This is a genomic window from Parabacteroides distasonis ATCC 8503 (genome assembly GCF_000012845.1).
Taxonomy (GTDB): domain Bacteria; phylum Bacteroidota; class Bacteroidia; order Bacteroidales; family Tannerellaceae; genus Parabacteroides; species Parabacteroides distasonis.
In genome coordinates this window covers 1174925-1200787 of sequence record NC_009615.1, presented here as the reverse complement: position 1 = coordinate 1200787, position 25863 = coordinate 1174925, and the positions used below count along the sequence as shown (strand labels likewise).

At 42.2% G+C, this 25863-nt stretch carries 24 protein-coding genes and 1 riboswitch; of the genes, 8 read left to right on the top strand and 16 right to left on the bottom strand.

All coding sequences use genetic code 11. The features are described from left to right. Nucleotides 1-4: 4 nt before the first annotated feature. The 6 genes from BDI_RS05195 to ppdK form a co-directional block, all read right to left on the bottom strand. Nucleotides 5-520 (bottom strand): FHA domain-containing protein, encoded by a 516-nt coding sequence (locus tag BDI_RS05195; protein WP_005857052.1) that lies wholly within the window; start codon nucleotides 518-520, stop codon nucleotides 5-7. Further along, the gene (locus tag BDI_RS05190; RefSeq protein ID WP_005857054.1) at nucleotides 517-771 is read right to left on the bottom strand and encodes a hypothetical protein; all 255 of its coding nucleotides are present in this window, start codon (nucleotides 769-771) and stop codon (nucleotides 517-519) included. The genes BDI_RS05195 and BDI_RS05190 overlap by 4 nt, the downstream gene beginning before the upstream one ends. A gap of 142 nt (nucleotides 772-913) precedes the next feature. Then, nucleotides 914-1567 (bottom strand): FHA domain-containing protein, encoded by a 654-nt coding sequence (locus BDI_RS05185; RefSeq protein ID WP_005857056.1) that lies wholly within the window; start codon nucleotides 1565-1567, stop codon nucleotides 914-916. 4 nt (nucleotides 1568-1571) lie between these two features. Then, complete coding sequence (locus BDI_RS05180) at nucleotides 1572-1961, bottom strand: LytTR family DNA-binding domain-containing protein (protein WP_005857058.1); 390 nt, start codon at nucleotides 1959-1961, stop codon at nucleotides 1572-1574. Between the two features lie 58 nt (nucleotides 1962-2019). Then, a complete protein-coding gene (locus tag BDI_RS05175; protein ID WP_009017419.1) occupies nucleotides 2020-3114 on the bottom strand; it encodes a PAS domain-containing sensor histidine kinase in 1095 nt (364 codons plus the stop codon). 380 nt (nucleotides 3115-3494) lie between these two features. Then, nucleotides 3495-6215 (bottom strand): pyruvate, phosphate dikinase, encoded by a 2721-nt coding sequence (ppdK, locus tag BDI_RS05170; protein ID WP_005857062.1) that lies wholly within the window; start codon nucleotides 6213-6215, stop codon nucleotides 3495-3497. A gap of 606 nt (nucleotides 6216-6821) precedes the next feature. Between ppdK and rlmD the strand changes: the two genes are divergently transcribed. Both rlmD and BDI_RS05160 read left to right on the top strand, forming a co-directional pair. Next, nucleotides 6822-8234 carry a 23S rRNA (uracil(1939)-C(5))-methyltransferase RlmD gene (gene rlmD, locus BDI_RS05165; protein WP_005857064.1) on the top strand — a complete coding sequence of 471 codons (1413 nt, stop codon included), beginning with the start codon at nucleotides 6822-6824 and terminating at the stop codon, nucleotides 8232-8234. A 12-nt stretch (nucleotides 8235-8246) separates the two neighbouring features. Beyond that, the gene (locus BDI_RS05160; protein ID WP_011966290.1) at nucleotides 8247-9632 is read left to right on the top strand and encodes a transglycosylase SLT domain-containing protein; all 1386 of its coding nucleotides are present in this window, start codon (nucleotides 8247-8249) and stop codon (nucleotides 9630-9632) included. A gap of 68 nt (nucleotides 9633-9700) precedes the next feature. Here BDI_RS05160 and BDI_RS05155 read toward each other — a convergent pair whose 3' ends face one another. Then, complete coding sequence (locus BDI_RS05155) at nucleotides 9701-10582, bottom strand: DUF3078 domain-containing protein (RefSeq protein WP_011966289.1); 882 nt, start codon at nucleotides 10580-10582, stop codon at nucleotides 9701-9703. 165 nt (nucleotides 10583-10747) lie between these two features. On the opposite strand from BDI_RS05155, the gene BDI_RS05150 reads away from it, so the two are divergent. Both BDI_RS05150 and BDI_RS05140 read left to right on the top strand, forming a co-directional pair. Beyond that, entirely contained in the window at nucleotides 10748-10981 is a 234-nt protein-coding gene (locus BDI_RS05150) for a YecH family metal-binding protein (protein WP_005862370.1), read from the top strand. A 449-nt stretch (nucleotides 10982-11430) separates the two neighbouring features. Further along, complete coding sequence (locus BDI_RS05140) at nucleotides 11431-11781, top strand: DUF1622 domain-containing protein (RefSeq protein ID WP_011966288.1); 351 nt, start codon at nucleotides 11431-11433, stop codon at nucleotides 11779-11781. A 356-nt stretch (nucleotides 11782-12137) separates the two neighbouring features. Here BDI_RS05140 and BDI_RS05135 read toward each other — a convergent pair whose 3' ends face one another. The 3 genes from BDI_RS05135 to BDI_RS05125 all read right to left on the bottom strand — a co-directional run bounded on the left by BDI_RS05135 (nucleotide 12138) and on the right by BDI_RS05125 (nucleotide 13432). After that, nucleotides 12138-12359 carry a helix-turn-helix domain-containing protein gene (locus BDI_RS05135; RefSeq protein ID WP_005862373.1) on the bottom strand — a complete coding sequence of 74 codons (222 nt, stop codon included), beginning with the start codon at nucleotides 12357-12359 and terminating at the stop codon, nucleotides 12138-12140. 2 nt (nucleotides 12360-12361) lie between these two features. Beyond that, nucleotides 12362-12841: a DUF2975 domain-containing protein gene (locus BDI_RS05130; RefSeq protein ID WP_010183028.1), complete on the bottom strand. Its 480-nt coding sequence runs from the start codon at nucleotides 12839-12841 to the stop codon at nucleotides 12362-12364. Nucleotides 12842-13123: 282 nt separating this feature from the next. After that, a complete protein-coding gene (locus BDI_RS05125; RefSeq protein ID WP_011966287.1) occupies nucleotides 13124-13432 on the bottom strand; it encodes a hypothetical protein in 309 nt (102 codons plus the stop codon). Between the two features lie 681 nt (nucleotides 13433-14113). Here BDI_RS05125 and BDI_RS20710 point away from each other — a divergent pair. The 3 genes from BDI_RS20710 to BDI_RS05115 all read left to right on the top strand — a co-directional run bounded on the left by BDI_RS20710 (nucleotide 14114) and on the right by BDI_RS05115 (nucleotide 18739). Next, nucleotides 14114-14251, top strand: coding sequence for a sodium ion-translocating decarboxylase subunit beta (locus BDI_RS20710; RefSeq protein ID WP_143707255.1), 138 nt, complete (start codon nucleotides 14114-14116; stop codon nucleotides 14249-14251). 102 nt (nucleotides 14252-14353) lie between these two features. Next, nucleotides 14354-17590 (top strand): FAD-dependent oxidoreductase, encoded by a 3237-nt coding sequence (locus tag BDI_RS05120; RefSeq protein ID WP_011966286.1) that lies wholly within the window; start codon nucleotides 14354-14356, stop codon nucleotides 17588-17590. A gap of 105 nt (nucleotides 17591-17695) precedes the next feature. Then, complete coding sequence (locus BDI_RS05115) at nucleotides 17696-18739, top strand: tyrosine-type recombinase/integrase (RefSeq protein ID WP_009275185.1); 1044 nt, start codon at nucleotides 17696-17698, stop codon at nucleotides 18737-18739. A gap of 88 nt (nucleotides 18740-18827) precedes the next feature. On the opposite strand, the gene BDI_RS20995 is transcribed toward BDI_RS05115, so the two are convergent. The 5 genes from BDI_RS20995 to BDI_RS05095 all read right to left on the bottom strand — a co-directional run bounded on the left by BDI_RS20995 (nucleotide 18828) and on the right by BDI_RS05095 (nucleotide 24010). Further along, nucleotides 18828-18995 (bottom strand): hypothetical protein, encoded by a 168-nt coding sequence (locus BDI_RS20995; RefSeq protein ID WP_008779843.1) that lies wholly within the window; start codon nucleotides 18993-18995, stop codon nucleotides 18828-18830. A gap of 398 nt (nucleotides 18996-19393) precedes the next feature. Beyond that, on the bottom strand, nucleotides 19394-20296 hold the full coding sequence (locus tag BDI_RS05110; RefSeq protein ID WP_005857092.1) for a helix-turn-helix domain-containing protein: 903 nt from the start codon (nucleotides 20294-20296) through the stop codon (nucleotides 19394-19396). A 488-nt stretch (nucleotides 20297-20784) separates the two neighbouring features. After that, nucleotides 20785-21798 (bottom strand): ABC transporter ATP-binding protein, encoded by a 1014-nt coding sequence (locus BDI_RS05105; RefSeq protein ID WP_005857094.1) that lies wholly within the window; start codon nucleotides 21796-21798, stop codon nucleotides 20785-20787. After that, the gene (locus BDI_RS05100) at nucleotides 21773-22837 is read right to left on the bottom strand and encodes an iron ABC transporter permease (protein WP_011966285.1); all 1065 of its coding nucleotides are present in this window, start codon (nucleotides 22835-22837) and stop codon (nucleotides 21773-21775) included. Before BDI_RS05100 ends, BDI_RS05105 begins: the two co-directional genes overlap by 26 nt. 9 nt (nucleotides 22838-22846) lie before the next feature. Further along, nucleotides 22847-24010: an ABC transporter substrate-binding protein gene (locus BDI_RS05095; protein WP_011966284.1), complete on the bottom strand. Its 1164-nt coding sequence runs from the start codon at nucleotides 24008-24010 to the stop codon at nucleotides 22847-22849. Between the two features lie 63 nt (nucleotides 24011-24073). Then, a riboswitch (cobalamin riboswitch) is annotated at nucleotides 24074-24272 on the bottom strand. Between the two features lie 66 nt (nucleotides 24273-24338). Here BDI_RS05095 and BDI_RS05090 point away from each other — a divergent pair. Then, nucleotides 24339-25043: a precorrin-2 C(20)-methyltransferase gene (locus tag BDI_RS05090; protein WP_005857099.1), complete on the top strand. Its 705-nt coding sequence runs from the start codon at nucleotides 24339-24341 to the stop codon at nucleotides 25041-25043. 48 nt (nucleotides 25044-25091) lie between these two features. Here BDI_RS05090 and BDI_RS05085 read toward each other — a convergent pair whose 3' ends face one another. Further along, on the bottom strand, nucleotides 25092-25604 hold the full coding sequence (locus BDI_RS05085; RefSeq protein WP_005857102.1) for a hypothetical protein: 513 nt from the start codon (nucleotides 25602-25604) through the stop codon (nucleotides 25092-25094). Nucleotides 25605-25863 lie beyond the last annotated feature (259 nt).

The following is a 25863-nucleotide window of genomic DNA, read 5'->3' as shown; positions in this document are numbered from 1 at the left end:
AGTTTTATTCATTAAAACGTAAGACGGTGCGACCAATAATAATCTCGTCATTATCATTGAGCACGACCACCTCGCCATTCTCTAGGTAACTGTTATTATATAACGTATGGTTTTTACTATTATTGTCGGTAAGGAAATGTTTATATCCACCTTTTGAATCTTTTTTCACCTCAATGCAAATATGCTCGCGACTCATCGTGCGATCAGCCGTGATAATTGGCATCGTAGCTTGTGAGGCGTTCGACTTCCGGCCAATGACAACCTTCCCTTCGTGAAGAGGAAACGCTTGTTCAGGTGTATCGGCGTCTGGAAGAACCGTCAGTCTGCCGATTCCAGTCTTGACAGGTGTCACTAAAATCGTATCGGAATCGACTTCCTGATGATTACTTTTCTCGGATAATAAGGACAAAGGAATAGGCTCTTTGCATTTCGGACACTTAAAGGAGGTAATGCCGAGGGGAATCTTCCCCTCGGCTACCTTTAATCCTACATGGCAATGTGGACATTTAACTGCGATCATACGATAAACGAAATATCTGCGCCATCCATATCCGTAGAGTACAGATCCATCATATCTGTATCGGAAAGCATAACCGTATCGTCCGCCAATGTTATAAAGTCTGAATGATCGAAAGACTCGATGCTACTATCGTCTATAACTATGGCGTCGCCTAGGTCGACACCTCCTCCTTCCACGTCTATTATGACAGCATCCGCTGGCATGACGTCATTGCCGTCTAAAGTTACGAATGTATATTCCTCTTCTTGCATAACCTTTGTTCCTAATATATTAATATTCCGAAAACAAAAGTACAAAAAGCAATGGATTAATAAACTTGTTATTCTCTCTTATAATCAAACATTTGGGTTTCATGTACAAAAGAGGCTGTTTTACTATACGAAAAGAAAAGGCTCATTCTCTCACCCATTTGGCCTTACAGGAAGAAACTGGGCATTGCTTTCGGTTTTTCAATGATTCCCAAGGGATCTCACCCAAGAATGTCCCACATTTCGGGCAAACATAGTCTATCTTAAATTGATTGGCGATATCCTGCAATTGCTGGGGAATCTTGGCCGACTGCTTGGCTCCTAGATAGATTCCTACCGTAGGGGCACAAATCGTTATCAGGAGGCTGATGCCGAATAGCTCCGGGCTACCTTTCCCTAAGAAGCCTATCACGACCCCCACTATTCCGGGCAAAGCAAATGGTAAGGATTGAAATAATCTGGTCTTAAACTGATTAGAGGATTGAATCTTAACTTTTGCTTGAATATAATCATCGTAGACTTTTTTCAATGCGGCAAATTCATCGCTATAATCATTATTGTATTTAAGCACCTCGGAAAGATTTAATACATAGCTATCCCCCAAGCGAATATGATCCGTAGGAGTAACACGTTTCTTTACGATCTGGGCACCATTCACGAACGTACCGTTAGTAGATCCCGTATCCTCCAATAATAAGTTGCCACCATCCTCACGTATCAGACGGGCATGATGGCGGCTTACATGAGGATCGTTTGCAATAAAATCGTTGTCTTTTGCTTTTCCTATCTTTATAATCATCGTCTTATTCCTTTTCCTCTTCCTCTTGAGGCTTTCCCATCTCCTTCTCAAGATTATCTTTCAGCACTTTCAACGGATCCTTGGATATTACCAACTCTTTAGGCTTACCCTCTTCCGTCAATAATAATAAACGCTGCTTAGGGAGATTTATTTGTAAGATATGATTTTTATTTATGATATGACTTTTTCCGACACGCATTAATATCTTGTTACAACCAGCGACCTGCTTCTCTAAGATCTCTTCTATTTTTCCGATATTTATAGCGAAGGTAAATTGGATGCCATTTGACAACAATAGTTTCGTATAGTTCCTGTCTGCTTCAAAATAAAGGATCTGACCAATCTTAATGCGCAACAACTCATCCCTTGTTTTTATAATTAAATACCGCTCCATACGTAGAAATTGTTTTTTCGTTTCTCTTTCAAAAACAAATATACGGTATTTTCTTTATTTAATAGGTATCTTTTGGGGGAAAGATTGGTAAAGTGCACCAAAAACAAGAGCCTTTTCCCTGCTCAGAAGAAACACCGATACGCCCTCCCAGCCTTTCAATTATATTTTGGCAGATAGAAAGTCCAAGCCCTATGCCTTGCTTTTGGTTTCGTCCTTTATAAAAACGATCGAACACATGAAGTTTTATTTCCTCCGACATTCCTTCCCCCGTATCGGTCACGGATAACAGAACCTCGTTCTCCATGGCTTGATATGACAAGATGATGCTACCTATAGAGGTGTACTTAATTGCGTTTGTTATAAAATTGCCAAGAACTTGTTTCAAACGGATACGGTCGGAGCGTAATAAAAAGGAATCCAAAGATGCCGGATAGGTCAAAGCTACTCCTCTCGGTACTTTGATCTGGAAAGAAGCTACCGTTTCTACAATAAGTTGTCTTAGATCAAATTCCATGAAATCAAAGGTCATGGTACCAGACTCGAGCTTAGCCAGATCCAATACATCATTAACGATACCCAATAATAACTCATTATTGGTCTGAATAAGATTAATATACTCTTGTCTTAGCTCACCATCCTCTTCATCCCCTAAAAGAGAAGAGAATCCGACAATAGCGTTTAATGGCATGCGGATCTCATGGCTGATGTTTGCCAAAAAGGAGGATTTCAAACGCTCTGATTTCTCGGCCTTCAGCATTCGTTCTTCCATCGCTTTCAGTTCAGATATATCATAATTCATCAGTAATAGGATGGGGCTTGATTTCTCCAGACCCGCCTCCATTATATCCAGACGAATCCATTTCCATCCCTCGCCATCCTTGACCCGGGCTTCCCGTTGATCATGATCAGTTTCTCCGTGGACAAGTCGGCTCAAGGAAGTTTTCAAGCATTCACGGTCTTCTGGCTTGACATTGGAATATATGCCTACTATCTGGCTCAATGGAGTTCCCGGAACTTCACCCATATTCAGATACCATTGTTCCATCGCCACTCCTTCCCCAGTGGACAAATCATACTTTGCGCAGCCGATCTTGGCACGATGACTTATCTGAGGAAAAAAAAGCTCGAACTCTATGCCTAATGTCGTTTTCATATATATCCGTTCTCATTATATTTATGCAAAAAGAGGGTTTAGCCATAAAAAACGAATGAATTAATCGTTCGTTTTAATTAGTCGTTTATATCGATTATTTTATAGGGAACATATAGGTTTAGTAAAATACCCCAAAAACCGCATCAAAATTATATTCTAAAGTCTTTTTGACTTTCATGAGTAAATGTTTTTTGCGATATTTGCAAACGACTAATTAAAACGAACGATTAAACTAGTCGTTTTGTTGCCTTCCCCACCACTTCAATATCCTGATATATAAGATTATACCATATGACTATAAAAAAATAGAGGGTAGATTGATCACTCAATCCACCCTCCTGCCTATCGTGTGCTTAAACTATTAAAAATCAACCCCTTGATTAGTCTTCTAGAGCCGCTTGCGCCGCTGCGATACGAGCGATGGGCACTCTAAAAGGTGAACATGATACGTAATTCAAGCCAACTTTATGGCAGAACTTAACGGAAGAAGGCTCACCACCATGCTCGCCGCAAATACCACATTTCAAATCCGGACGGATGGCACGACCTTTCTCAGTTGCCATACGAACCAGCTGTCCTACACCATTTTGGTCTAGTACTTGGAACGGATCGACCTTCAAAATCTTCTTCTCTAAGTAAACCGGTAAGAAGGAAGCGATATCGTCACGAGAGTAACCAAATGTCATCTGAGTCAAATCATTCGTTCCGAATGAGAAGAATTCGGCGCTGGAAGCGATACGATCCGCTGTCAATGCCGCACGAGGAATCTCGATCATCGTACCTACCTTGAATTCGATACGATCGCCAACTTCCTTGAATAGCTCTTCGGCCGCGGTACGGATCACCTTCTCTTGTTCCTTGAATTCATATAAGATTCCTGTTAATGGTACCATGATTTCCGGTTTAGCCTCAATACCTTCTTTCTTCAAATCCAAAGCGGCACCTAAAATGGCCCGAGTCTGCATTTCCGTAATTTCCGGATATGTATTACCTAGACGGCAACCACGGTGACCCAACATCGGGTTATGCTCGCAAAGAGATTCCACACGTTTTTGGATCTCCTTAACGGACACGCCCATTGTCTCAGCCATTTCCTCTTGACCTTTCAAATCGTGAGGAACGAACTCATGCAAAGGAGGATCGAGCAAACGAACGGTAACAGGACATCCGGCCATAGCCTTGAAGATACCCTTAAAGTCCTCTTTCTGATAAGGAAGGATCTTCGCCAACGCTTTCTTACGACCTTCAGCGTCCTCGGCCAAGATCATCTCACGCATAGCTTTGATCTTCTCACCTTCGAAGAACATATGCTCCGTACGGCAAAGGCCAATACCAACGGCACCGAAGCTACGAGCGATCGAAGCGTCGTGAGGCGTATCAGCGTTTGTACGAACTTGTAATTTTGTATATTTATCGGCTAAAGCCATTAGCTCCGCGAAGTCACCTGACAACTCTGCCGCTTTCGTCTCGACCTGTCCTACATAGACTTCCCCGGTCGTACCATTGATAGAGATATAATCACCTTCTTTCAAGGTTACGCCATCGACGTCTACAGTCTTGTTCTTATAATCGATATTCAAGGCACCAGCGCCGGATACACAGCACTTACCCATGCCACGAGCCACGACAGCGGCGTGAGAAGTCATACCTCCACGAGCGGTAAGGATACCTTCGGCGACAGCCATACCGGCCAAGTCTTCCGGAGAAGTCTCAATACGGACCATGACAACCTTTTTGCCATCGGCATGCCATTTAGCGGCATCATCAGCGAAGAATACGATCTGTCCGGTAGCGGCACCCGGTGAAGCCGGCAAACCTTTTACCCATACTTTCGCCTGTTTCTCGGCTTTTTTATCGAATACTGGGTGAAGCAACTCATCCAGTTTATTCGGCTCGATACGGTTCAACGCTGTTTTCTCGTCGATCATGCCTTGATGCAATAAGTCGATAGCGATTTTCACCATAGCGGCACCGGTACGTTTGCCGTTACGGGTTTGCAAGAACCAAAGTTTACCCTCTTGTACGGTAAACTCCATATCTTGCATATCCCGATAATGATCTTCCAATTTCTCTTGGATAGCGTCTAATTGCTTATAGATTTCCGGCATGGCTTCTTCCATGGACGGATATTTAGCAATACGTTCTTCTTCTGAGATTCCGGCACGTTCAGCCCAACGTTGTGAACCGATCTTCGTAATCTGTTGCGGGGTACGGATACCTGCTACAACATCCTCACCTTGAGCGTTAATCAAGTACTCACCATTGAACAAGTCCTCACCATTACCCGCGTCACGAGAGAAACAAACGCCTGTAGCGGAAGTATCGCCCATATTACCGAATACCATGGCTTGTACGCTAACCGCCGTTCCCCACTCGTCTGGAATACCTTCCATCTTACGATACAGGATAGCACGCTCATTCATCCAGCTATTGAACACGGCACAGATAGCGCCCCACAATTGTTCATAAGCGCAAGTCGGGAAATCCTGTCCGGTCTGGGCCTTAACGGCTGCCTTAAATTTAGAGACCAATGTTTTCAAATCTTCAACGTCAAGCTCGTTATCTAACTTAACGCCTTTCGCTTTCTTTACTTCCTCGATGATCGCCTCAAACGGATCGATATCCTCTTTGCTTGTCGGTTTCATGCCTAATACGACATCTCCGTACATTTGAACGAAACGACGATAAGAGTCCCAAGCGAAACGAGCGTTGCCCGTCTTACGAGACAATCCTTCCACTACCTCGTCGTTCAAGCCAAGGTTCAATATCGTATCCATCATACCTGGCATGGACGCACGGGCACCGGAGCGAACTGAAACTAACAGAGGATTGGCAACATCACCGAACTTAGAGTTCATTAACGTTTCGATATTAGCGATCGCCTTCTCAACATCCGCTTTCAGCAACTCTACGACTTTATCTTTGCCTAACTCGTAATACTCTATACAAACTTCTGTTGTAATCGTGAATCCCGGAGGAACCGGTACACCAATCAGATTCATCTCGGCAAGGTTAGCGCCTTTACCACCCAGCAGATTTCTCATATCTGCCTTACCTTCGGCTTTTCCATTTCCGAACGTGTAAACTCTTTTTCTTTCCATATTCGACAGTATTGAATTTAGATTCTAGTTTTGTTGATTTCAACTGTTATATTGCTATCTCAACTTTGCAATGCTGCAAATATATGCTATTTCTACTTTGCAAGCACGAATAGCGTTAAAGATTTTTACATGTTTTACAACTATTCTTTACCATTTATATCCAGCAAATGCTTACATTTGCGTGCGGAAGTTTGTTGACGCTTCCATTTCCCATCGGATTTCCCGCCTATCTCTTTGCCCCTTACATATAATTATATGATCTTTTTCTTTTATTTGTGTCTATTTATTTCCAATAGGAAGACTCAGGAGTTTTTTGCTGAAGAAACTTTAGTTTCTACAGCATGAAACTAAAGTTTCTCCCTAGTGGAACTAAAGTTTTTCTATAGCAAAACAAAAGTTTTCCTTATAAGAAATTTTAAGAAACTGCAATATATTGATTTATAAACACATACTATACATCCCTTTCTGTCCATAATCATATCTTCATCAATCTTGATAGAATAACGAGAACTGTTTGCCGGACTCATTTAAGTATATAGAACGAAGCTCTTTGTTCTTAGCGGAATTGTAAGTATTTTCGCGAAGCGAATTTAAAACTTAACGACATTGGCAAGAAAGAAGAAACAGTTGCCTATATTAGAAAAGGTAACCATTACGGACGTAGCCGCCGAGGGCAAGGCTATCGCGAGAGTGAACGATATGGTGGTATTTGTACCCTTCGTCGCTCCGGGAGACGTGGTTGATATTCAACTGACCCGTAAGAAGAATAGTTATGCGGAGGGGAAACCTGTATATTTCCATGAGTACTCGGCCAAACGTGCGGAGCCGTTTTGTGAGCACTTCGGTGTCTGTGGAGGTTGCAAGTGGCAACATCTTCCCTATGAGGAACAACTTTACTATAAGCAAAAACAGGTCTACGATAATCTTACCCGCATCGGGAAAGTCGAAATGGAAGAGAAACTTCCGATCTTAGGTTCCGAGCGCACGACTTTCTACCGGAACAAGCTTGAGTTTACTTTCTCAAACAAGAAATGGCTTACGGAGGAAGAGATCCAGTCCGGTGCTTCTTTCGATTGCATGAATGGTGTCGGGTTTCATATACCGGGGATGTTCGATAAGGTATTGGACATCCATAAATGTTGGTTGCAAGATGATATATCGAACAAGATCCGTCTTTGCGTCAAGGAATATTGCCTATCTCATGAGGGATATCCTTTCTTCGATTTACGGAACCAAGAGGGATTCGTTCGTACGTTGATGATCCGTACGGCATCCACTGGGGATTTGATGGTCGTATTGGTTTTCTTCCATGAGGATGTAGAGCGCAGGGAAGCGTTATTATCTCATCTGGCGGAACGATTCCCGGAAATCACGTCCTTGATGTACGTCATCAACGGCAAATGTAATGACACGATCACCGACCAAGAAGTTCTCGTATTCAAGGGAAAAGATCATATCATCGAGGAGATGGAGGGGCTTCAATTCAAGGTAGGTCCTAAGTCTTTCTATCAGACAAACAGTGAACAGGCTTATAATCTATATAAAGTGGCTAGAGAATTTGCGGGTCTTACCGGAAATGAGATGGTGTACGATTTATATACCGGGACAGGTACGATCGCAAATTTCGTCTCTCGCCAAGCAAAGAAGGTTATCGGCATCGAATACGTACCGGAGGCTATCGAGGACGCAAAAGTGAATTCCGCCTTGAACCATATAGAGAACACGCTTTTTTATGCCGGTGATATGAAAGATATCCTTACGCAGGATTTCATAAACCAACACGGACGTCCGGATGTTATTATTACCGATCCACCACGTGCCGGTATGCATGATGATGTGATCAACACTATTCTCTTCGCCGAGCCGGAACGTATCGTTTACGTTAGCTGCAATCCTGCTACGCAAGCCCGCGATTTGAGTTTGTTGAGCGTGAAATACTCCGTCAAGAAAGTCCGTCCGGTCGATATGTTTCCTCATACACATCATGTGGAGAACGTGGTTTTGCTTGAGAAAAAATAAACATATAATATAATGTATAGGAAATACGTCCCCTTTCTGCTCTTTTTGTTCTTCTTGTATGGTTGCAACGGTAACAAACAAGAGGAGAAAGAGGACGTTTCCGTTTTCGTGGATTTACCGCAACTGAAAGCGGAAGGCGAGATCACGGCGGTGACTTTATACAGTTCTACCTCCTACTTCCAATATAAGATGCAACCCATGGGTTACGAATACGATCTGATAAACGATTTTGCCAAGAGCCAAGGTTTGAAATTAAACATCAAGGTCGCCGAGAATCCTGCCCGTCTGATCGAGATGCTAGAAGCCGGCGAGGTCGATGTTGTAGCCTACCCTATCCCAATCAATAACAAGCTGAAACAAGAGGTCATTTATTGCGGCCGGGAGGATATCTCCAGTCAAGTATTGATACAACGGGCCAATAAAGGCGATAAGCTTCTTACCGATGTCACTCAATTAATCGATAAGAATGTTTACGTAAAGCCTAACACCAAATACTCCGAACGACTGAAGAACTTGGATGAGGAACTCGGCGGAGGAATCCATATCCAAAAAGTGGAAAATGACTCCATTGCTACCGAAGATCTTATCGAGATGGTCTCCTTGGGCGAAATTCCCTATACGATCAGCGATGATAACACCGCCCGCCTAAACAAGACTTATTATTGGAATATCAATGTCGACCTAAAGGTTAGTTTTCCCCAACGTTCTTCATGGGTGGTAAGGAAAAGTAGTCCGGACTTGGCGAAGGCGATCGATGAATGGGCTTCCGATAAAACGGGTAAACATTCTTTCAAGGCAGTTACTAAGCGGTACTTTGAATTAAGCAAGCAACCTTTTACCGCAGATATTCCGGAGGTAAAGAATGGACATATTTCCCCGTATGACCCTTTATTCAAGAAACATGCGAAAAACATCGGATGGGATTGGCAGCTGCTGGCGTCTATTTCCTATCAAGAGTCTCATTTCAATCCTACGGTTGTATCGTGGGCCGGTGCCGAGGGGCTTATGGGAATCATGCCAAATACGGCGAAGGCATTAGGTGTCACCCCGCATGAATTGAAAGATCCGGATACGGGAATCCGTACGGGAGTAGATTGTTTACGGCGCTTCCGTCAAGGTTTTTCTGAGATTACGGATCCTGAAGAAAAAGTCAAGTTTACCCTAGCGGCTTACAACGCTGGGATCGGACATATTTACGATGCGCAGCGATTGGCCCGAAAATATGGAAAAGATCCCAATAAATGGGATAATAATGTAGCGGAATATATTCGTTTGAAAAATGATCCCGAGTATTATAACGATCCTGTTTGCAAGCATGGATACTTGCGTGGCTCAGAAACATATAATTACGTGCGGGAAGTGTTGGAGCGTTATCATTACTACAAGAAAAAGTCATAGTTATAAAAAAATTCATAGCTATGAGTGAAAGTAGTCATAACTATGAATTTTCTGCAAGTAAATGCCACTTAAAAATTATAGGCGACACCTATGCCTAATATTTCCTTGAACTGGACCTTCGCCCCCCGTTTCTCTCCATTATCCTCAAAAGTTTTCACGTCGTTATCATATTTAAGCGTCGTATTGAGTGTAGCGGACAGGAATTTATTAATCTTCATGCTTATCAATACATCCCAATTGACATCGATATTTCCGAATTGATCGCTATAAGGAGTGAAAAAGTCCGCAGTCGTAATCAAGTTCACGTTTTCCATCACGGTTAATTCCGCACGAGCTTTCAGGTAAGCTCCCCATTCCATTCTGAAGCGATCTCCCGGATCGACCCCGAAAGCTCCTAACTCAGAAAGGTAATCATCCTCCACGAAAGTCATCTTCGTGGAAGCCGGAGAAAGATAAACCGAGTAATTGCTTTTGGGACGATATTCCATACCTACGGAGATATTCGAATACGCCGGCGCAAAGAAGTTCGATATATAATGTGTCTTATCCGGATAATTATATCCTTTGGCAAACTGGGTGTTTAAATCTCCCATCAACGTATAATACCATACATTATTGGTGGAATATCCTAATTGGGTAGACAGGGTTATATTATCGGTACTTTTCCTCATTCCCTGCGATTTAGTCTTTGATAATCCGTAATCGAGAGCGAGATTGGTTACCCATAACCAGTCACCGCTTTTATGTGTTAATGCCCCATTCAGATACGCATTTCCGGCAACAGAGTTCTCACCGCCAGCCGACCAATTCGACATCGCCGTTTGCGACAAGTTCAAACCTGTCACACCTTTCAGTACCCATTTGCCTTCCTCATATCCTTTATCATCCGTTTGACTATATGTGATTGTCGTTAATGCGACAAACAATGTCATGAAGAATATACGTTTCATATTGTGATATATTTTATTTCTTAAAAAATAAGACGTCCTATCATTTAAACAGGTTTGATTAATTTTTGTTTAGAAAAGCCTAAAGTTGAAAGGGTGTCACATTTGTTACACCTTTATACGGATAAACCCCTTATTTTTGTATCCGATAATTAAGTAATTTGATTTATGGAACAGTTACATGCACACGAAGTCCTTCATATGATGGAGGGTAATAGTTATTCAGAAGCTTCTTTAAAAGAAGCGATCGTTAAGACTTTTGGTGAGGATCAGCGTTTCTATACTTGTTCGGCGGAAAATATGGATGCGGATGAGTTAATCGTATTTCTGAAACAAAAGGGGAAATTCATGCCTGTCGAAAATGGTTTCACGGTAGATATTACAAAGGTTTGTAATCATTAAAGATTCTACGACACTATCAATGACTTTAGGCTAAATTCTTTTGATTTAGCCTAAAGTTAAAAAAGACTTTCGATTCTACTCAATGGACAATACTATTCCTATAAATAATCGCAAATAATTTTTGCATCAATTCATAATCTTTATCAGAGACATAACTTAGCCTACGGTTACCCGCATGATTTATCATCCAGACAAAAGACTCTATATACTTTAGTATCTTACTTGAATTATCACTTTTTATACGTGACAAATAATCCATTTTTCCTAAAAGATAATTACTCACTTTAAGAACACTCATCTTATTACAAGTTTTGTACTATCAGGTTGTTTTTTATCCATGATTGATCCTATACGGGTAAAAGTGTGAGTCCGAAAACCTACCATACCTGCGGGCCTTCCAACAAACATTCTATAGGCCTTTTATGTTATGGTTATAAAATGGTCTATTTATGCTTACTGTTTTTTTAAATACCTTAGCGACAATAATAAGTGTGACAAGCCTTCTGATTGTCACCTATGGTGCATTAATCGGAGTCATCTCATTTTTCAGAAATGAGCTTAAGCGACTTACTGGTAATTATTCCATTACTAACATAAGAAAACTAAGAGCTGTATTCGGTACATACTTACTTCTCGGACTAGAATTTTTGATAGCGTCAGATATCTTAAAAACAGTATTGGAGCCAACACTTAATGAATTGGCCATTTTAGGTGGAATAGTCGTGCTGAGAACAGTTCTGTCTGTCTTTCTGAATAAAGAGATCAAGGAACTAGAAACTGAAAATAAAGATACCGAGTAGATCCCATAAAGTTTTCAAGGGAAAGTACAGAAAAATGGCGCTTAAGTCTTGCATGAACAGGATTTAAACGCCATGAAGTAAAGTTAGAAAACCAAACCGCTCGGCCTTCACAGGTGAAGCGGAAGTGGATATATTGCCTTAAACTAATACCTTATATTATTACAACCAGATTAAAGGTCATAATGTTTATGCTTTTGATGAATTTCAATAGCCAAAATAAAACAGAAAATAAAAATCCGCATCCAGCGTCACTGCTACATGCGGATCCAAAATAACAAACTCTTACAAGAGTTAGGCACTACATAAAGTTGTATTATACTAATAAGCAGACTGAACCGCATCAAAGTGTTGATTCCTTATGTTGTTTTTTTCTCATCATTTACATATTCCAAAATGTCGCTTGGCTGACAGTCTAATGCTCTACAAATTGCCTCTAGGGTACTAAAACGAATTGCTTTCGCCTTTCCCGTTTTTAAGATAGAAAGGTTAGATAATGTCAAACCAACTCTTTCAGAAAGTTCGTTCAAAGAAATCTTCCGCTTTGCCATCATTACATCTAAGTTTACAATAATAGGCATAATTAAACTGTTAAGTCATTCTCTGATTTCATATCTATCGCATTTTGCAATAATTTTTCAAATACAGCCACGGCTGTCGCAACTACGATAGCGACAAAAGTAGTTACGATACAAATGGCAAGAAAACCTGCGGGGTCATCTTCTGTATTATGGGTCAACCTTATAAATAGTCCTGCCACCACGATTAAAATACTTAGTAAGATCGCACAATGCTTTATGTTCTTTAAATTCTTTACAGAGTTTGTTGAAAATACTTTATTTTGCCCAATATAACCGAGCAACCTAAAAGCATTGTACAACGCAACAAAAAAAGCCATTGACGCTCCATATCCATATAAGATAAATGGATCAGCGTAAGTACTAAATAAATCTAGGTGTGTGGCTCGTCCCTCAGTTAAGGGAAACCAAATCAAAATAATAAGTGCCACAATACCGATAAGAACAATAACTGTTTGAAGAAATGCTGTTGAAATTCTTTTCATGACGTATGATGTTAATTTTAAACGACGTTGCAAATGTAACAAATATTTATTGATAATCAATAAATAAATACCGAAATTCAAAAAACAGTCCCTTTCTCAAGCTAATTAAAAAATCTGGACTTGAATCGCCAGTGTAGTGTCGAAGTACAATGATCTCCCATTTGGAAGGGAGAATGGGAATAGAAGAAAAAAAGAACGCCTACCTAAAAAGTGGTAGACGCTCATTGCATACGGTTATTGGGACAAATATAGAGTATCTTGGATTATCTTATTCATTAATAACTACTTCATCTCTTCTCCCTTTTCATTAAAGATAGCGATAGCCTCCTTGCCCTCGATTACCAAAATCACCTTAAAGAGTTTCCCTTTAGTCTTTTCCGCAACATATACCTCTTGGATCACTGAATCCGGATAAGATTTCTCTATGGATTGCGTAACTACTCCCGGAAGATCCTTTACCTCGACCTTAACAAAGTCATCTTGATTAACCTCACAAGCGATTACCACTGAATCAACACTTGTCTCTGCGGCAAATGCGCTGAAACTACCAATACCCATCATCAATACTACTGCAACTAATACCTTTTTCATGACTCTTGATTTTTAATTAAACAATCTATTCATATTAACGTAATCAATAGATATAGAACAACGGATATGCCAAATTTCGCCTATCTACAGATAGTCATGACACACAACATCTTATATTTTAGCATTAACATATGAATTGGGATATTACGGGATTTTATGGGACATTTTTGGGTAATTATGCCCCAAAAGTCCCAATTCATTGCCATAACCCTTGTAAAACATTTGTGAAACAAATTATCTGTTTTTGAGCAAACAGAGTTAGACAAAAACGATATATTTAGCCATCTAAATTCTATTGAAAGCCAGATTCCATGCGGAAACAAATAAAAATCCGCATCCAGCTTCACAGCTACATGCGGACCAAACAAATAACAAACTCTACTTATATGAAAAAACAAATACTACTAACAAATTATTATACGATGACTACTATCAAGGTGACTTCTGAGTCATTTTATAGTATAACAGAAGATTGTTTGAAAAGGTTCACCAGTAATTTCTTTTAGTCTGAGAGCTTTTCTTTTTATCGACTGTTTGAATATAAAACATTTCAAGCTGCAAATTGTTTTACAAACAAAGATAAAAATGATGATTGATCGGTTTGAGGCATGATTAAGAAGTTATTTTCTATATTATTGTTTATGATAATGCTTTTTGCCTTCCGGATGAATGCGGAAGCGGATGAGGAACACTTTTCTAACGGTTCCTATCGTTAGCGCACTAGAATTAACATTAAATGAAAACGCTTCCGACGCTATGGTTGGTGGAGCGGTTACTCAAAACGACAAATTTCAAGTAAAATACGGCGATTACTCCTAAATCTTTAGGGATAATCGCTTTTTCATGAATAGATTTCAAGTAAAATTAGGACATTTATCCAATTATATCCGTAATTTTAGCCCAATTAAATCAATAGCAATTATGGAAAGAATCGTTAATCATCCTATTTTAACAATTCCACAAGAGGGAGAACACACTTTTTTATTCAATGGCAAACCCGTAACGGGAATGAAGGGTTTTACCATCGCCGCCGCCTTACATCAGGCCGGCTATCCAGTACACAGTCATAGCGTAAATGGCCGCAATCGTTCGCTGAATTGCGGTATCGGTAAATGTGGCGCCTGCGAAATGCTGGTAGACGGAGAAGTAAAGCGTATCTGTATTACGAAAGTAGACAATGTAAAGGAAGTATCGGAAATAACAGTACAGAATTATACGACAGATTCCCAAATAGAACCCAGAGAAGAACCGGTAGAGATCTATCGAACAGATGTGGCCATCATTGGTGCCGGCCCCGCTGGATTAGCTTGTAGGGAAACCTTAAAAGAACTAGGCTTGAACAGCATCGTAATCGATAGCAATGATAAGATCGGCGGTCAATTTTTGATGCAAACCCATGCATTTTTCTTTTTCGAGAAAGAGCGGCGCTTTGGGGGTATGCGTGGTTTCGATATCGCGAAAACTTTAGCCGGAGACGACCACTCTGGTATTTTCTTACATTCTACGGTCTGGGATATCCTACAAAATAAGCGTATCGCCGTAAAAGACATGCTTAACCATAAAAATTTCTATGTAGAAGCTCAAGCCTTGATAGTCGCTACCGGTGCGGTTCCTTTTATGCCGACCTTCGAGAATGATGATGTGCCCGGAGTTTATACAGCGGCAGTCGTACAGAAAATGATGAACGCTGAATTCACGTTACTCGGCAAAAACATATTGACAGTAGGCGCCGGTAATATAGGTTACCTAACGTCCTACCAATTGATGCAAGCCGGAGCGAAAGTCAAGGCTATTTTAGAGGCGATGCCCCATGAAGGTGGATTTCCGGTACAAGCGAATCGAATTCGCCGCCTTGGCATACCTATTTATACCTCTCATATGCTTTTGAAAGCCATTCCAAACCTGGATCGGACAGGTATCACCGGCGCGGTTGTCTGCGAATGCGAGAACTTCAAGCCAATCCCGGGAACAGAGAAAGTGATCGATGGTATTGATGTCATTAATATATGTACAGGATTGATTCCCGACAACCAATTGCTAACCAAAGGCCAATATACATTTGGAAAACGTTGTGCCGGCGTAGGTGATGCCGTACGGATCGGAGAAGGTACTACCGCCGTACTAAGAGGAAAGCAAGCCGCTTATGAGATCGCCCAAGAGCTAGGCGTACGTTTCAACTACAACGATTACTTACAAATATCTAAGGAATACATCGACTCCCAGCAACATCCGATCCGCATCAAGGAAGAGTCCCCAAGGCCCACTCCCGAGCGTCAAGCCCAACGCCCTTTCGTTCGCTTGGATTGCTTATACGGTTTCGCTTGTAACCCTTGCTCTTTCGCTTGTCCTCAAAAGGCAATCACCAAAAGCTCCACCAGCGTAACGCCCGAGATCGATTACGAAAAATGTACCGGCTGTATGCAATGCGTATCCCATTGTCCGGGGCTGGCTATTTTCGGCTACGATACCCGGAAGCAAAACTTATTCTTACCGGTAGAATACGAGGTAGAAGTAGGTGCCGAGGTGTGGCTTGTCGATGATAACGGGAAGAAACAAGGCGAAGGTATCATTGAGAAAGTATTAAAGAAGCCGACAAAAACAAACGTGGCCCGTGTGAAAGCGGCAGGAATGGAAAACGATGCCTTATTGAATATCACAGGATTCATCGTAAAAGAAAACTATCCGGAGGAGATCGACTTCAAGCAAGAGCCGGAGTGTGAGTCGGAGACCTATGTTTGCCATTGCGAGGACGTATCTTTGGACGAGCTACTTTCCGCCATTGGGGATCGTAAATATATCTCCGTCGACGAGGTAAAACATATCACCCGCCTAGGAATGGGGCCATGCCGTGGAAAACGCTGCATACCCCGCCTACGCATGAAACTAAGGGAAAAAGGTATCGAACTGGTAGGCGACGCTACCCCCCGTGCTCCCCTATCTACTCGCTTCGTCCTAGGGGAAATGTATCCACAGCGTCAGATAGCGGATACCTATAAAGTAGATTCTGGAAAGCAGGTTCGTAAGACGGAAGTCTTAATCGCCGGCGGAGGTATAGGTGGTAGCGCATTGTTCCGTTATTTTGCGGAAGCCGGTAAAAAGACCGTGCTTATTAATGCGGATCGAGGATCATCATGGCGTAATATCGGTGGTGGTCGTCCAGCGTTCTCGATCCCCGAATTAGCGGAGATCGCCCGTAATAACCAAACGATATTCGAGGAGACACAAAAAGAATACGATATCCATTACCGTGAGATACGCTATATCACGTTCGCCCACGACGAGGCTACCTACAATGATCTGGAACGTTCCTGCGGTTGGTCCAACGCTTATTTGATCGACAAGAAAGACTTTCAGAAAGAGGTATCCCCCTACTTCAACACGAACCAAAACACCTATTTCGCCGCACAAATCTCCCAGCATTGTTGGCAAGCTACCCCGGGGCGTGTGATAGACTTTATACGAAACAAAGGCAAAGAGCGGCAAGGTGAGGTTTGGGAAGACACACACCTAGTGGAAGTACACAAAAACGGTAGAAAATATCACGTCTTATTATATACGCATGATAAGCGATACATCGAATACGAATGCGATCATTTCGTGAACGCCCTCGGTTATAGCGCCGAGCGTTTCGCCCGCATGCTAGGCCTTTACACCGGCCTCTATCCGGTCAAGCACCAAGCGTTGATTACCCATCGCCTACCGAATCTGGGTAAAAACGGGGATATCCTCGATATGTTGATAGACCGCCGGAAACGTAACGACTTCTCCGCTGTCTACGGTCAGCAATTCGCCGAGACCGGACAGATTATCGCTTGCGCCTCCCCCGCTGTCGACGCTAAAGCGGAGATCAGCAACTTTGATGAGTTGAAGTTTAATACCCGTCGTTTCATGGAGATCATCTCCGAGGTGTTCTGCGATTGGATTCCATCGTTAGCCACAGTACCCGTACAAGCCACATGGTCCGGTTATTATGTAGAGCCTCGCTACATTATCGATCCGGATAACGGACTATTCGTAGGTTTGCAAGGTCACGGCTTCATGCTCGCTCAATACTTGGCTAAACTATACGTAGATAAAGCGTTAGGCCGTACCGTTCCGGATTATATGGAGCGATTGAGGCTCGATGGAGACGGAATTAGTGAGAAAGCTTTCAAATAAACTATAAATAAAATAAAGCCTCCTCTACCACAATTGGTAAGGGGAGGTTTTGATAAAACCAATCTTTTCTATTTTCGTTATTCTATATCCATAAATAGTAATCATATGAATATAGAAACAACAGACAACTCTCCTTTGCTACAGGAATGTATAGAAGAATTGATCAATAGTAAAATCGATGAGGGGAAAGGAAGAACCGCTGGGAATTATCGAAGCGCATGGAATAAATTATCCACCTTTTTAGGTCCGAGGGTAATGGAATTTATATTTGCCGACTTAACGACCGATTTTCTTCATCACTATCTTTTATGGTTGATGCAAGGGGAAGACGGGAAACAGGCTCCCTTGAAACCGGGTAGTTTGGACTTCTACATTCGTAATCTAAAGACAATGTACAACAAGATCGCCCAAGATAAACAAATGGATGTTCCGAGAGAAAGCCCGTTCTCTGGCCTGCAGATAAAGGTCCCACCCACCCGGAAAAGGGCTTTGCCAAGTCTCGACCTACAAAATCTGGCGACTCTTGAGCGGCCCAAAAACCCATACGCCTGTACGGCCCTTCACTTGGCTCTTTTCTTATTTTACGCTAGAGGTATGTGCTTCGTGGATGTCTTTAATCTGCGACACAGCAATATAAACGATGATTATATCCACTACGTACGTAGCAAGACTGGCGTAGCGATGCAAGTAAAGATCACCCCCGAGATAAAGAACATCATATTCTCTTATCGGCGTTTCAATAACCCGTGGATATTCCCTTTCTTACACGAGAAAATCAGCGGAGAGGGAGAAGTCACGGCTCAGTCCGCGCTTCGGAGAGTGAACCGCCACTTAAAGAAAATGGGAGAGCAATTACACTTCGAACAGCCATTCACTACCTATGTGATGCGGCATAGCTGGGCTTCCATGATGCTGGAGGCGAATTCAGAAATCGGCATTATCAGCCAATCCTTAGGACATATGTCCCTACGGACTATCGAGATCTATCTTGGCCGGATATCAGTATCTAAAATAGACAGGGCCTCCGATAATATGTTGAACAATTTGGTTCGCAGCTCTTCCACTCGACAAAGAAGTAAAAATAAGGTGATGGCTTTAAGAGACAATCGGCAAGAAATGCAAGAAGCTCATTTCCTCGATTGCCTCTAAGTTATTCTCATTTATTTAAGATAGTTCATGCAGGAATGCCAAAGGGTAGATTCGTCAAGGCATTCCTGCACAGCCCTTAGAATGGATACTATTTCTCTTCACCAAAATTAACGGTATTCTCGACATTGTCCACATCATCAAAGACAGCCACGTTGCCGTTTGTTATCGTTACACGGAGGTCGGCACTATTAGGGCCGGCGATATTCACCGTCAGCTTATAATGATAATCTTGATAGATATTGTAATCGGTCACCAAGTCACCCCAAGATAGAATTTATACTATTTATCCGTCATTCTGAGAGTTGTCTCTTTCTGCGTAAGAAAGAGACATTTTTTTTCTCCATACTTCTTTATTCTCAATCACTTCTGTTTTTCGATTCATTTTACATTATCGTTTATTTTACCGTTTGTCTCTTTACATCTCACTACTCATTTAACATTTAGGACTTACTGTCCGAAACGGCACGCACGAGGTAGCACGATTCCCGACGGGGGAACCGTGTAAAGATCCATACATGCAAACTTCATATTGTTACATGACGTTGAATTGATAAGGACTAGGAAATACGAAGGCGCAGACATCTTGCCGTTATGTCCGTGCCTTTATGATTGACTAAACCGTGATCGCAATATTACGATCCGTGGTTTAAATGTCTAATTGTTTCGATTTTGTCTATATTCATTAGGTGTAACCCCAACCATTTTCTTGAACCAACGGCTGAAATGTTGCGGATATGGAAATCCCAATTCGTAGGATATCTCGCTGATGGATTTGGTGACATCGAATACACGCTCTTTCGCTATATCGAGCATCTTCTGCTGGATATGTTTCAACGCAGAAACACCGGTTTCCTTTTTCAGAAGGTCGCTTAGATAGTTAGCCGACAGGCAAAGCTTGTCGGCACAATACTGCACGGTGGGCGTACCTTTACTTATGGGAAGATTGGACGCAAGATAATCATCCAGCGTTTGCTCAAATCGGGCTAAGATGTCAAGATTCACATTCTCCCGCGTTTCGAATTGACGGTCATAGAACCGCTCACAATAATCAAGTAGGAGTTTTATATTGTCTGTAATCAGTGATTTCGTATGCTTGTCTATGGGATGGAGCAATTCTTCTCTGATTTTGCACATGCAGTCAATAATGGTTCGCCTTTCCTGTTCAGACAAGTGGAGTGCTTCATTGGCGGAATAGGAGAAGAAACTATAGTTTTTGATGAATTGGGCTAACGGAGTGTTACGTACCAGTTCGGGATGAAAAGCGAGCAGCCATCCACCGGGTTGATGCAACTGACCGTCATCGTCAGACCCCATGACCTGCCCCGGAGCGAGAAAAAGCATCGTGCCTTGCTGATAGTCATAGATGCTACGACCATATTTGAGAGTACCACAGTCCGGGTCTTTCATCAAGATAGCATACAAATTATAGAGTTTCGGACAGAAATGTACCGGATTAGCCTCTCGCGCATCGATGACCGTAACCAGCGGATGCAACGTTTCCATACCGAAATAATCGTTGTATTGCTGCACAGTGTCTATTCTCTTTATCTCATTCATCTTCAATTGTATTTGGCTTCGATTGCAAAGATAACCTTTTCTTTCATACGTTTCTCACCGTCCGATGAAATTGGTTATTATATCTGTGGAATTGATACAGTCTACACCCCAAATAACCGCTATTTTTGTAACTAAAAACTTTTAAATAATAATTATATGGGAACAAGAAAAATTATCTGTATGGGAAGCTTATTCTTCTTGTCTGTAGCCATTCCCTACGAAAGGCAGACAAGTATTAGGGGTGGCTGTTCCCGGACCATTTGATCAAACTGAAATTGAAAAGCGAGAAGATGTGTTGGTATATACAACACCTGTACTCCACACAGCCGTAGGAGTGACAGGAATGGTGGAATTAAAGTTGTATGTATCTTTCAAGCAATTACAGGAAAGTCGACGAAGCTAGCTTACTTTAAAACAATGGATGTAAATGGAAAAAATTCATAACTATGAATGAAGAAAAACATAGTTATGAATTGAAAATTTCATAGTTATGATTTTTCAGTATCAAAATAGGCAAGTAATTCTTCTATCGTTTGGGTGATATAGGTACCGCCGGAAGTCTCATGGATGATAAAGTGGGTGGTCTTTAAATCGCCAGTCTCAATCCAAATATTCGATTCCACTTCCCGATTCGCCAAAATTCCGTTTCGCTGGAGCCCTTTACGCACCATAGCGTATTTCTGTCCATGTCCAACGAGGCGAATCTGTCGAGAGAATTGATTATCTATACGGAATAATCCGGTATCCTTATCGAAAACAATCCCTTTCCGGGCGAAAAAGTTGCTTAGATGACCACTCAATGCCAAATCCTCGGGAGTACCGGTAGAGATACCATTCGCTTTGTCCATTAACCAGATCTTATCCGATATCTGAAGAGCCAGCTCCAAATCGTGAGTGGACATAAATATCGTCTTATTCGTTTTCCGGGTTAGATGATGGAGTAATTGCATAATCTCTACCTTGCTGGGGAAATCAAGGAATGCGGTAGGTTCATCCAAGTAAATAACCGGAGTCTCCTGAGCGAGCGCCTTAGCGATCATCACTTTCTGGCGTTCTCCATCCGATAAGGTATGGACCATGCGGGATGCTAGTTCCTCAATGCGGACAAGGGCGATGGATTCTTCCACGATCCGCTTATCATCCTTGCTCAACTTACCCCAGAAGCCGGTATACGGGCTACGTCCCATCCCGACCAATTCCCGTACCAACATATTCCGGATCTCACATTTATCGGTCAGCACGACACCGATCGTGGTGCTCAATTCCTTATCGGAATAAGTATCTATATCTTTTCCTAGGACCAATATTTCCCCATCTAATTTAGGTTGGAAAGCCGATAACGTGCGCAATAAAGTAGACTTCCCCACCCCGTTAGCACCCAGCAAACAGGTTAATTCACCACTATAGATCGTAGAGTGTATACCTTTAGCTACCAGCTTTGTACTACTCTTAGAATGGTAACCGATCGAAAGTCCGTTAATATGAATCGTATCTTGTTTCATCTTGCTCGTTCAATTCATTCTTACGTTTTCTAAATAATACTGAGGCCACTACTGGAGCACCTACTAAAGCGGTTACCGAGTTGACAGGTAACGCTCCCTCGAACCCCGGCATACGGGCGATCAAATTACAGATCAACGCCAACGCCGCACCGGCGAATAAGACCGCAGGCATTAAAATCCGATGGTCGGAAGTTTGAAATATGGCCCGGCATAAATGCGGAACGGCTAGCCCCAAGAAGATAATAGGTCCGCAATAAGCAGTGACAATCGCCGTAAGGACCCCAGCCGAGGTGATAACCAACAAACGGGCCCGCTTGATATTAAGTCCCAAATTGCGTGCGTAGCTATCCCCAAGAAGCATCAAGTTCATGGTCTTGATAAGCAGGAACGAGAGAGGGATCAAGATTGTCATAAGAATCACGAACAACGTCATCTGATTACCGGAAACACGGGCGAAACTACCCAATCCCCAAATCACGTATGCACGGATATCCTCCTCGACGCTAAAGAATTTAAGTACACCGATCACGGCGTTTGCCACGTAACCGATCATCACACCGATAATCAACAACGTGACATTTCCTTTTACCTTTTGGGAAACATACACGATCAGCGCCATCACGGATAAGGAACCGATCACGGCCGCTATCGATAAGGCGATCTCCCCCATAAAACCAAGTTTACTCAAGGCAACGCCCCCTAAACTACCGCTTAACAACACCACGAAAGCGACACCCATGCTCGCTCCCGAACTGATACCTAAGACCGAAGGTCCGGCCAATGGATTACGGAAAACGGTTTGCATCTGTAAGCCGCTGATGGATAAGCCAGCTCCCGCTACCAACGCTGTCAATGCCTGTGGTAGTCGGGATTTCCAGATAATATTCTGCCATGTAATAGGCTCATTTCCTAAATTCCAGATAATATGCCAAACCGATTGAAGAGGAATAGAGACTGACCCCAACACCAAATTCAAAAAGATTAGAACAAAAATAGCCGTGACAATCGCCAGCATCCATAGGGTATTTGAATGTCTCATCAGTGTTCCTTATTTAAGTCGAGAATAATAGACCGACTCATGATCCGGTAATAAATCCGGATGAAAGATATGAAGCAAATCCGCTAGGACGATCTCCGGTTCTGTCGGCATACTCTCATAAAACGGCGTGTTCTTCATATTACAATAGATAATTCCTTTCTCCCGGAACGCACGGAAATCCTCATAACGAGGATCTTGCTCTTTCAATGCCTCATAGCTGAACGTTCCCGGGAAACTATTCACGATACGCCAATAATCAGCGTCGTCCGCTTGGTTATAGACCGTCTCGAAGTCTAATGTAACACCACCGGATCGCTCATCATCTTTCAAGAAATAATCAGCGCCGGCATCCTTGAAAAGTTGCGCTAAGAAGCTCTTTCCTCCTACGGCATACCAGTTTCCACCCCGTAACTCGCCACTAAAAACGATCGGACGTTTTTTAACCTTACCATCCGCCGTAAGTTCCTTTAATTCATTATACCTCTTCTCGATGGTGGCGAAACGCTCATTGCCATCTTTCTCTATCCCCAACAGCAAGCCTACGAACTTGATCCACTCGGCCTGTCCCAATGGCGTAGTCTCCTTATAACCCAAATGGGGAATCAAGGGAATACCCACGTCTTTCAGCATCTCATAGCCTCCCCGCTTGAATGGCGATACAAGGATCAAATCAGGATTCACGCTCATGATAACCTCGTTATCGAAATTCCCCTCGATACCGATCTTAGCGGTTTTACCTTCTTTCAGGCGTTCGTTCATCTCTTTATTGAACAAATGCCGTGTACTGGTAATCCCAACGACCCTATCCAAGGCACCCAATTTAATAAAGTTCGATAATTGCAGGGAAGTCATACAGATAACGCTTCGGATAGGAAGCTCTATCACCGTATAATCAGCGGGAATCCCCGTGGGTTTCGCACCTCTTTTCACGAACGCATAATGAAACGTGGTGCTTTCCTCATTTTGAGGATCTTGGATATCAGCCAAGAGATATTGATCCGCATAGGTAAGCTTGAATCCTTGGGCGTATAAAGGCTTAACCTGCTCTTGCGAGAACGCAGATTGCTCTACGGAAGCCGTCTTCCCTATTTCTCCTTTTTCACGGATACCTGAAGTACATGATAAAGTCAATACCGATAAAAGCAAGCATCCACCCGCTATAAACTTATTCATAATCCTTGTTTAATTGACAGTTGATCATTGACAGTTACTCTCGTCCTGCTCCACGGGACAGCAACATTTATTTATGAACCGGCAGGTCTTCTGACTTACTTCCATTCAGGACGCCTTCCCGATTACAAAACCAGTGGCCAAGGTATTGTCCGAATGTTTAAAAGTTCACAGCAGCGTGGTCTGTCCGGGATTCTCACCCGGTTCCCTTTTAATCCGCCTCCCGGAAAAAGAGATAAGCGGAGCCTGTTACAGTGACAAAAGTAGTAAGAATATTTGTATACATCCACAATTTTAAGGACTTTTGCGTTTCAAATAAAAACAGATACACATGAATCATCCTATTCACTTCGTCTCATTAGGTCCCGGTGATCCGGAATTAATTACGCTGAAAGGGCTTAAAACATTACAAAAGGCTGATATTATCTATTGTCCTGCTACACAAGGCAAGCATGGAATCATATCTCGGGCGACGGATATATTGAAAGCTATTGAGGTAGACGAATCCTTGATCCATCCGTTTATTTTGCCAATGAGTAAGGAACGGACAGATGCGTTAAACGCTTATAACGAATTGTTTCTGGATGCCCAAGCTGAATATTTGAAAGGGAAACAAATCGTGATCGTCGCCGAGGGAGACGCTGGTTTTTATTCATCTATACAATATGTATACGATAAATTCGAGGAAACAGGAATCCCGGTAGATCGAATCGCAGGAATTCCGGCATTTATAGCGGCAGGTGCCTTGGCCGGGATACATATCGTAAAACAAGAGGAGCAAATTAACGTAATCCCCGGGACTGCGTCGTTCGATGAACTTTCGGCAAAAATAGAAAATGGAATGATCATCGTCATCATGAAATTACCGGGTTGCCAAGAGGCTATTCATACTTGTATCCGGCAGTATGCGGATAAGGCGGTTTTTCATTATTTCGAGAATGTAGGAACAAGAAAAGAATATTATACTACTGATATCGCCACTATACATTCCAAGGATTTCCCCTATTTCTCCCTACTGATTATCCAACCTCGCTAAAAGAAGAAGGCTGCCCGGAGAGTAACCAAACCCGGACAGCCCATCTTATTACGCTACATGCAATATATGCTTAAGCTGATCGATATGGAAACGAAGTGTATCCATATAAGGTTTCACTGAATTATGGTACATGACCGCTTTTGCGTGCATATCTTCCAACTCGCTTACTTTACGGTTCGCCTCACGCATTTTACAAGCGTTGTAGCGAATACCCGATACATGTCCTTTGATATCCTCGATCGCTTGGTTTCCCCGGTTGAAGATAGACTCTGCTTCTTCCGGAGCGTATACCGTATAGGCTTGGGCAACGTCATCCAGTAACGCCTGTTGATAAGAGCCGGCTATCGGGAGCAATTGATGGATCGCATGATGACATAAAGAATGAACCTCGTTTTGAAGCTTCTTCAATTCTACTTCCCACTTTGATTCACATACTTCATCCAATTGTTTGACTTCCGCTACGACACGACCGCTAAACAATTCCACTACCATCTTTTCCCATGCTTCTGCTACCCACGATTTAGTAGCAAATGTAACCTGACTAAATCTTACTGTTGACATAACCTTAAATTTACATATTATATTGCTAATGTTATTAGTCTCTTATCTGTTTCAATTTATCACACTCAAACCATTTTAGGTTTCTTTTTATCGTTGTGACATCACAAAATTAATCAAATTATTACAGATGAATAATTTTAAAGACTATTTTATAATTCTTTAAAAGTACAACAAGCAAAACGTATGATTTTTGCAAAGCTCACTTTACAAAAAGTTTAATTTCAAGCCTGACAGCTATCACAAAAAGCAAGATCCTCGC

Coding starts and splice junctions, on each gene's coding strand:
- BDI_RS05195 (WP_005857052.1), bottom strand. CDS start 520: ATGATCGCAGTTAAATGTCCACATTGCCATGTAGGATTAAAGGTAGCC.
- BDI_RS05190 (WP_005857054.1), bottom strand. CDS start 771: ATGCAAGAAGAGGAATATACATTCGTAACTTTAGACGGCAATGACGTC.
- BDI_RS05185 (WP_005857056.1), bottom strand. CDS start 1,567: ATGATTATAAAGATAGGAAAAGCAAAAGACAACGATTTTATTGCAAAC.
- BDI_RS05180 (WP_005857058.1), bottom strand. CDS start 1,961: ATGGAGCGGTATTTAATTATAAAAACAAGGGATGAGTTGTTGCGCATT.
- BDI_RS05175 (WP_009017419.1), bottom strand. CDS start 3,114: ATGAAAACGACATTAGGCATAGAGTTCGAGCTTTTTTTTCCTCAGATA.
- ppdK (WP_005857062.1), bottom strand. CDS start 6,215: ATGGAAAGAAAAAGAGTTTACACGTTCGGAAATGGAAAAGCCGAAGGT.
- BDI_RS05160 (WP_011966290.1), top strand. CDS start 8,247: ATGTATAGGAAATACGTCCCCTTTCTGCTCTTTTTGTTCTTCTTGTAT.
- BDI_RS05155 (WP_011966289.1), bottom strand. CDS start 10,582: ATGAAACGTATATTCTTCATGACATTGTTTGTCGCATTAACGACAATC.
- BDI_RS05150 (WP_005862370.1), top strand. CDS start 10,748: ATGGAACAGTTACATGCACACGAAGTCCTTCATATGATGGAGGGTAAT.
- BDI_RS05140 (WP_011966288.1), top strand. CDS start 11,431: ATGCTTACTGTTTTTTTAAATACCTTAGCGACAATAATAAGTGTGACA.
- BDI_RS05135 (WP_005862373.1), bottom strand. CDS start 12,359: ATGCCTATTATTGTAAACTTAGATGTAATGATGGCAAAGCGGAAGATT.
- BDI_RS05130 (WP_010183028.1), bottom strand. CDS start 12,841: ATGAAAAGAATTTCAACAGCATTTCTTCAAACAGTTATTGTTCTTATC.
- BDI_RS05125 (WP_011966287.1), bottom strand. CDS start 13,432: ATGAAAAAGGTATTAGTTGCAGTAGTATTGATGATGGGTATTGGTAGT.
- BDI_RS20710 (WP_143707255.1), top strand. CDS start 14,114: ATGAGGAACACTTTTCTAACGGTTCCTATCGTTAGCGCACTAGAATTA.
- BDI_RS05120 (WP_011966286.1), top strand. CDS start 14,354: ATGGAAAGAATCGTTAATCATCCTATTTTAACAATTCCACAAGAGGGA.
- BDI_RS05115 (WP_009275185.1), top strand. CDS start 17,696: ATGAATATAGAAACAACAGACAACTCTCCTTTGCTACAGGAATGTATA.
- BDI_RS05110 (WP_005857092.1), bottom strand. CDS start 20,296: ATGAATGAGATAAAGAGAATAGACACTGTGCAGCAATACAACGATTAT.
- BDI_RS05105 (WP_005857094.1), bottom strand. CDS start 21,798: ATGAAACAAGATACGATTCATATTAACGGACTTTCGATCGGTTACCAT.
- BDI_RS05100 (WP_011966285.1), bottom strand. CDS start 22,837: ATGAGACATTCAAATACCCTATGGATGCTGGCGATTGTCACGGCTATT.
- BDI_RS05095 (WP_011966284.1), bottom strand. CDS start 24,010: ATGAATAAGTTTATAGCGGGTGGATGCTTGCTTTTATCGGTATTGACT.
- BDI_RS05090 (WP_005857099.1), top strand. CDS start 24,339: ATGAATCATCCTATTCACTTCGTCTCATTAGGTCCCGGTGATCCGGAA.
- BDI_RS05085 (WP_005857102.1), bottom strand. CDS start 25,604: ATGTCAACAGTAAGATTTAGTCAGGTTACATTTGCTACTAAATCGTGG.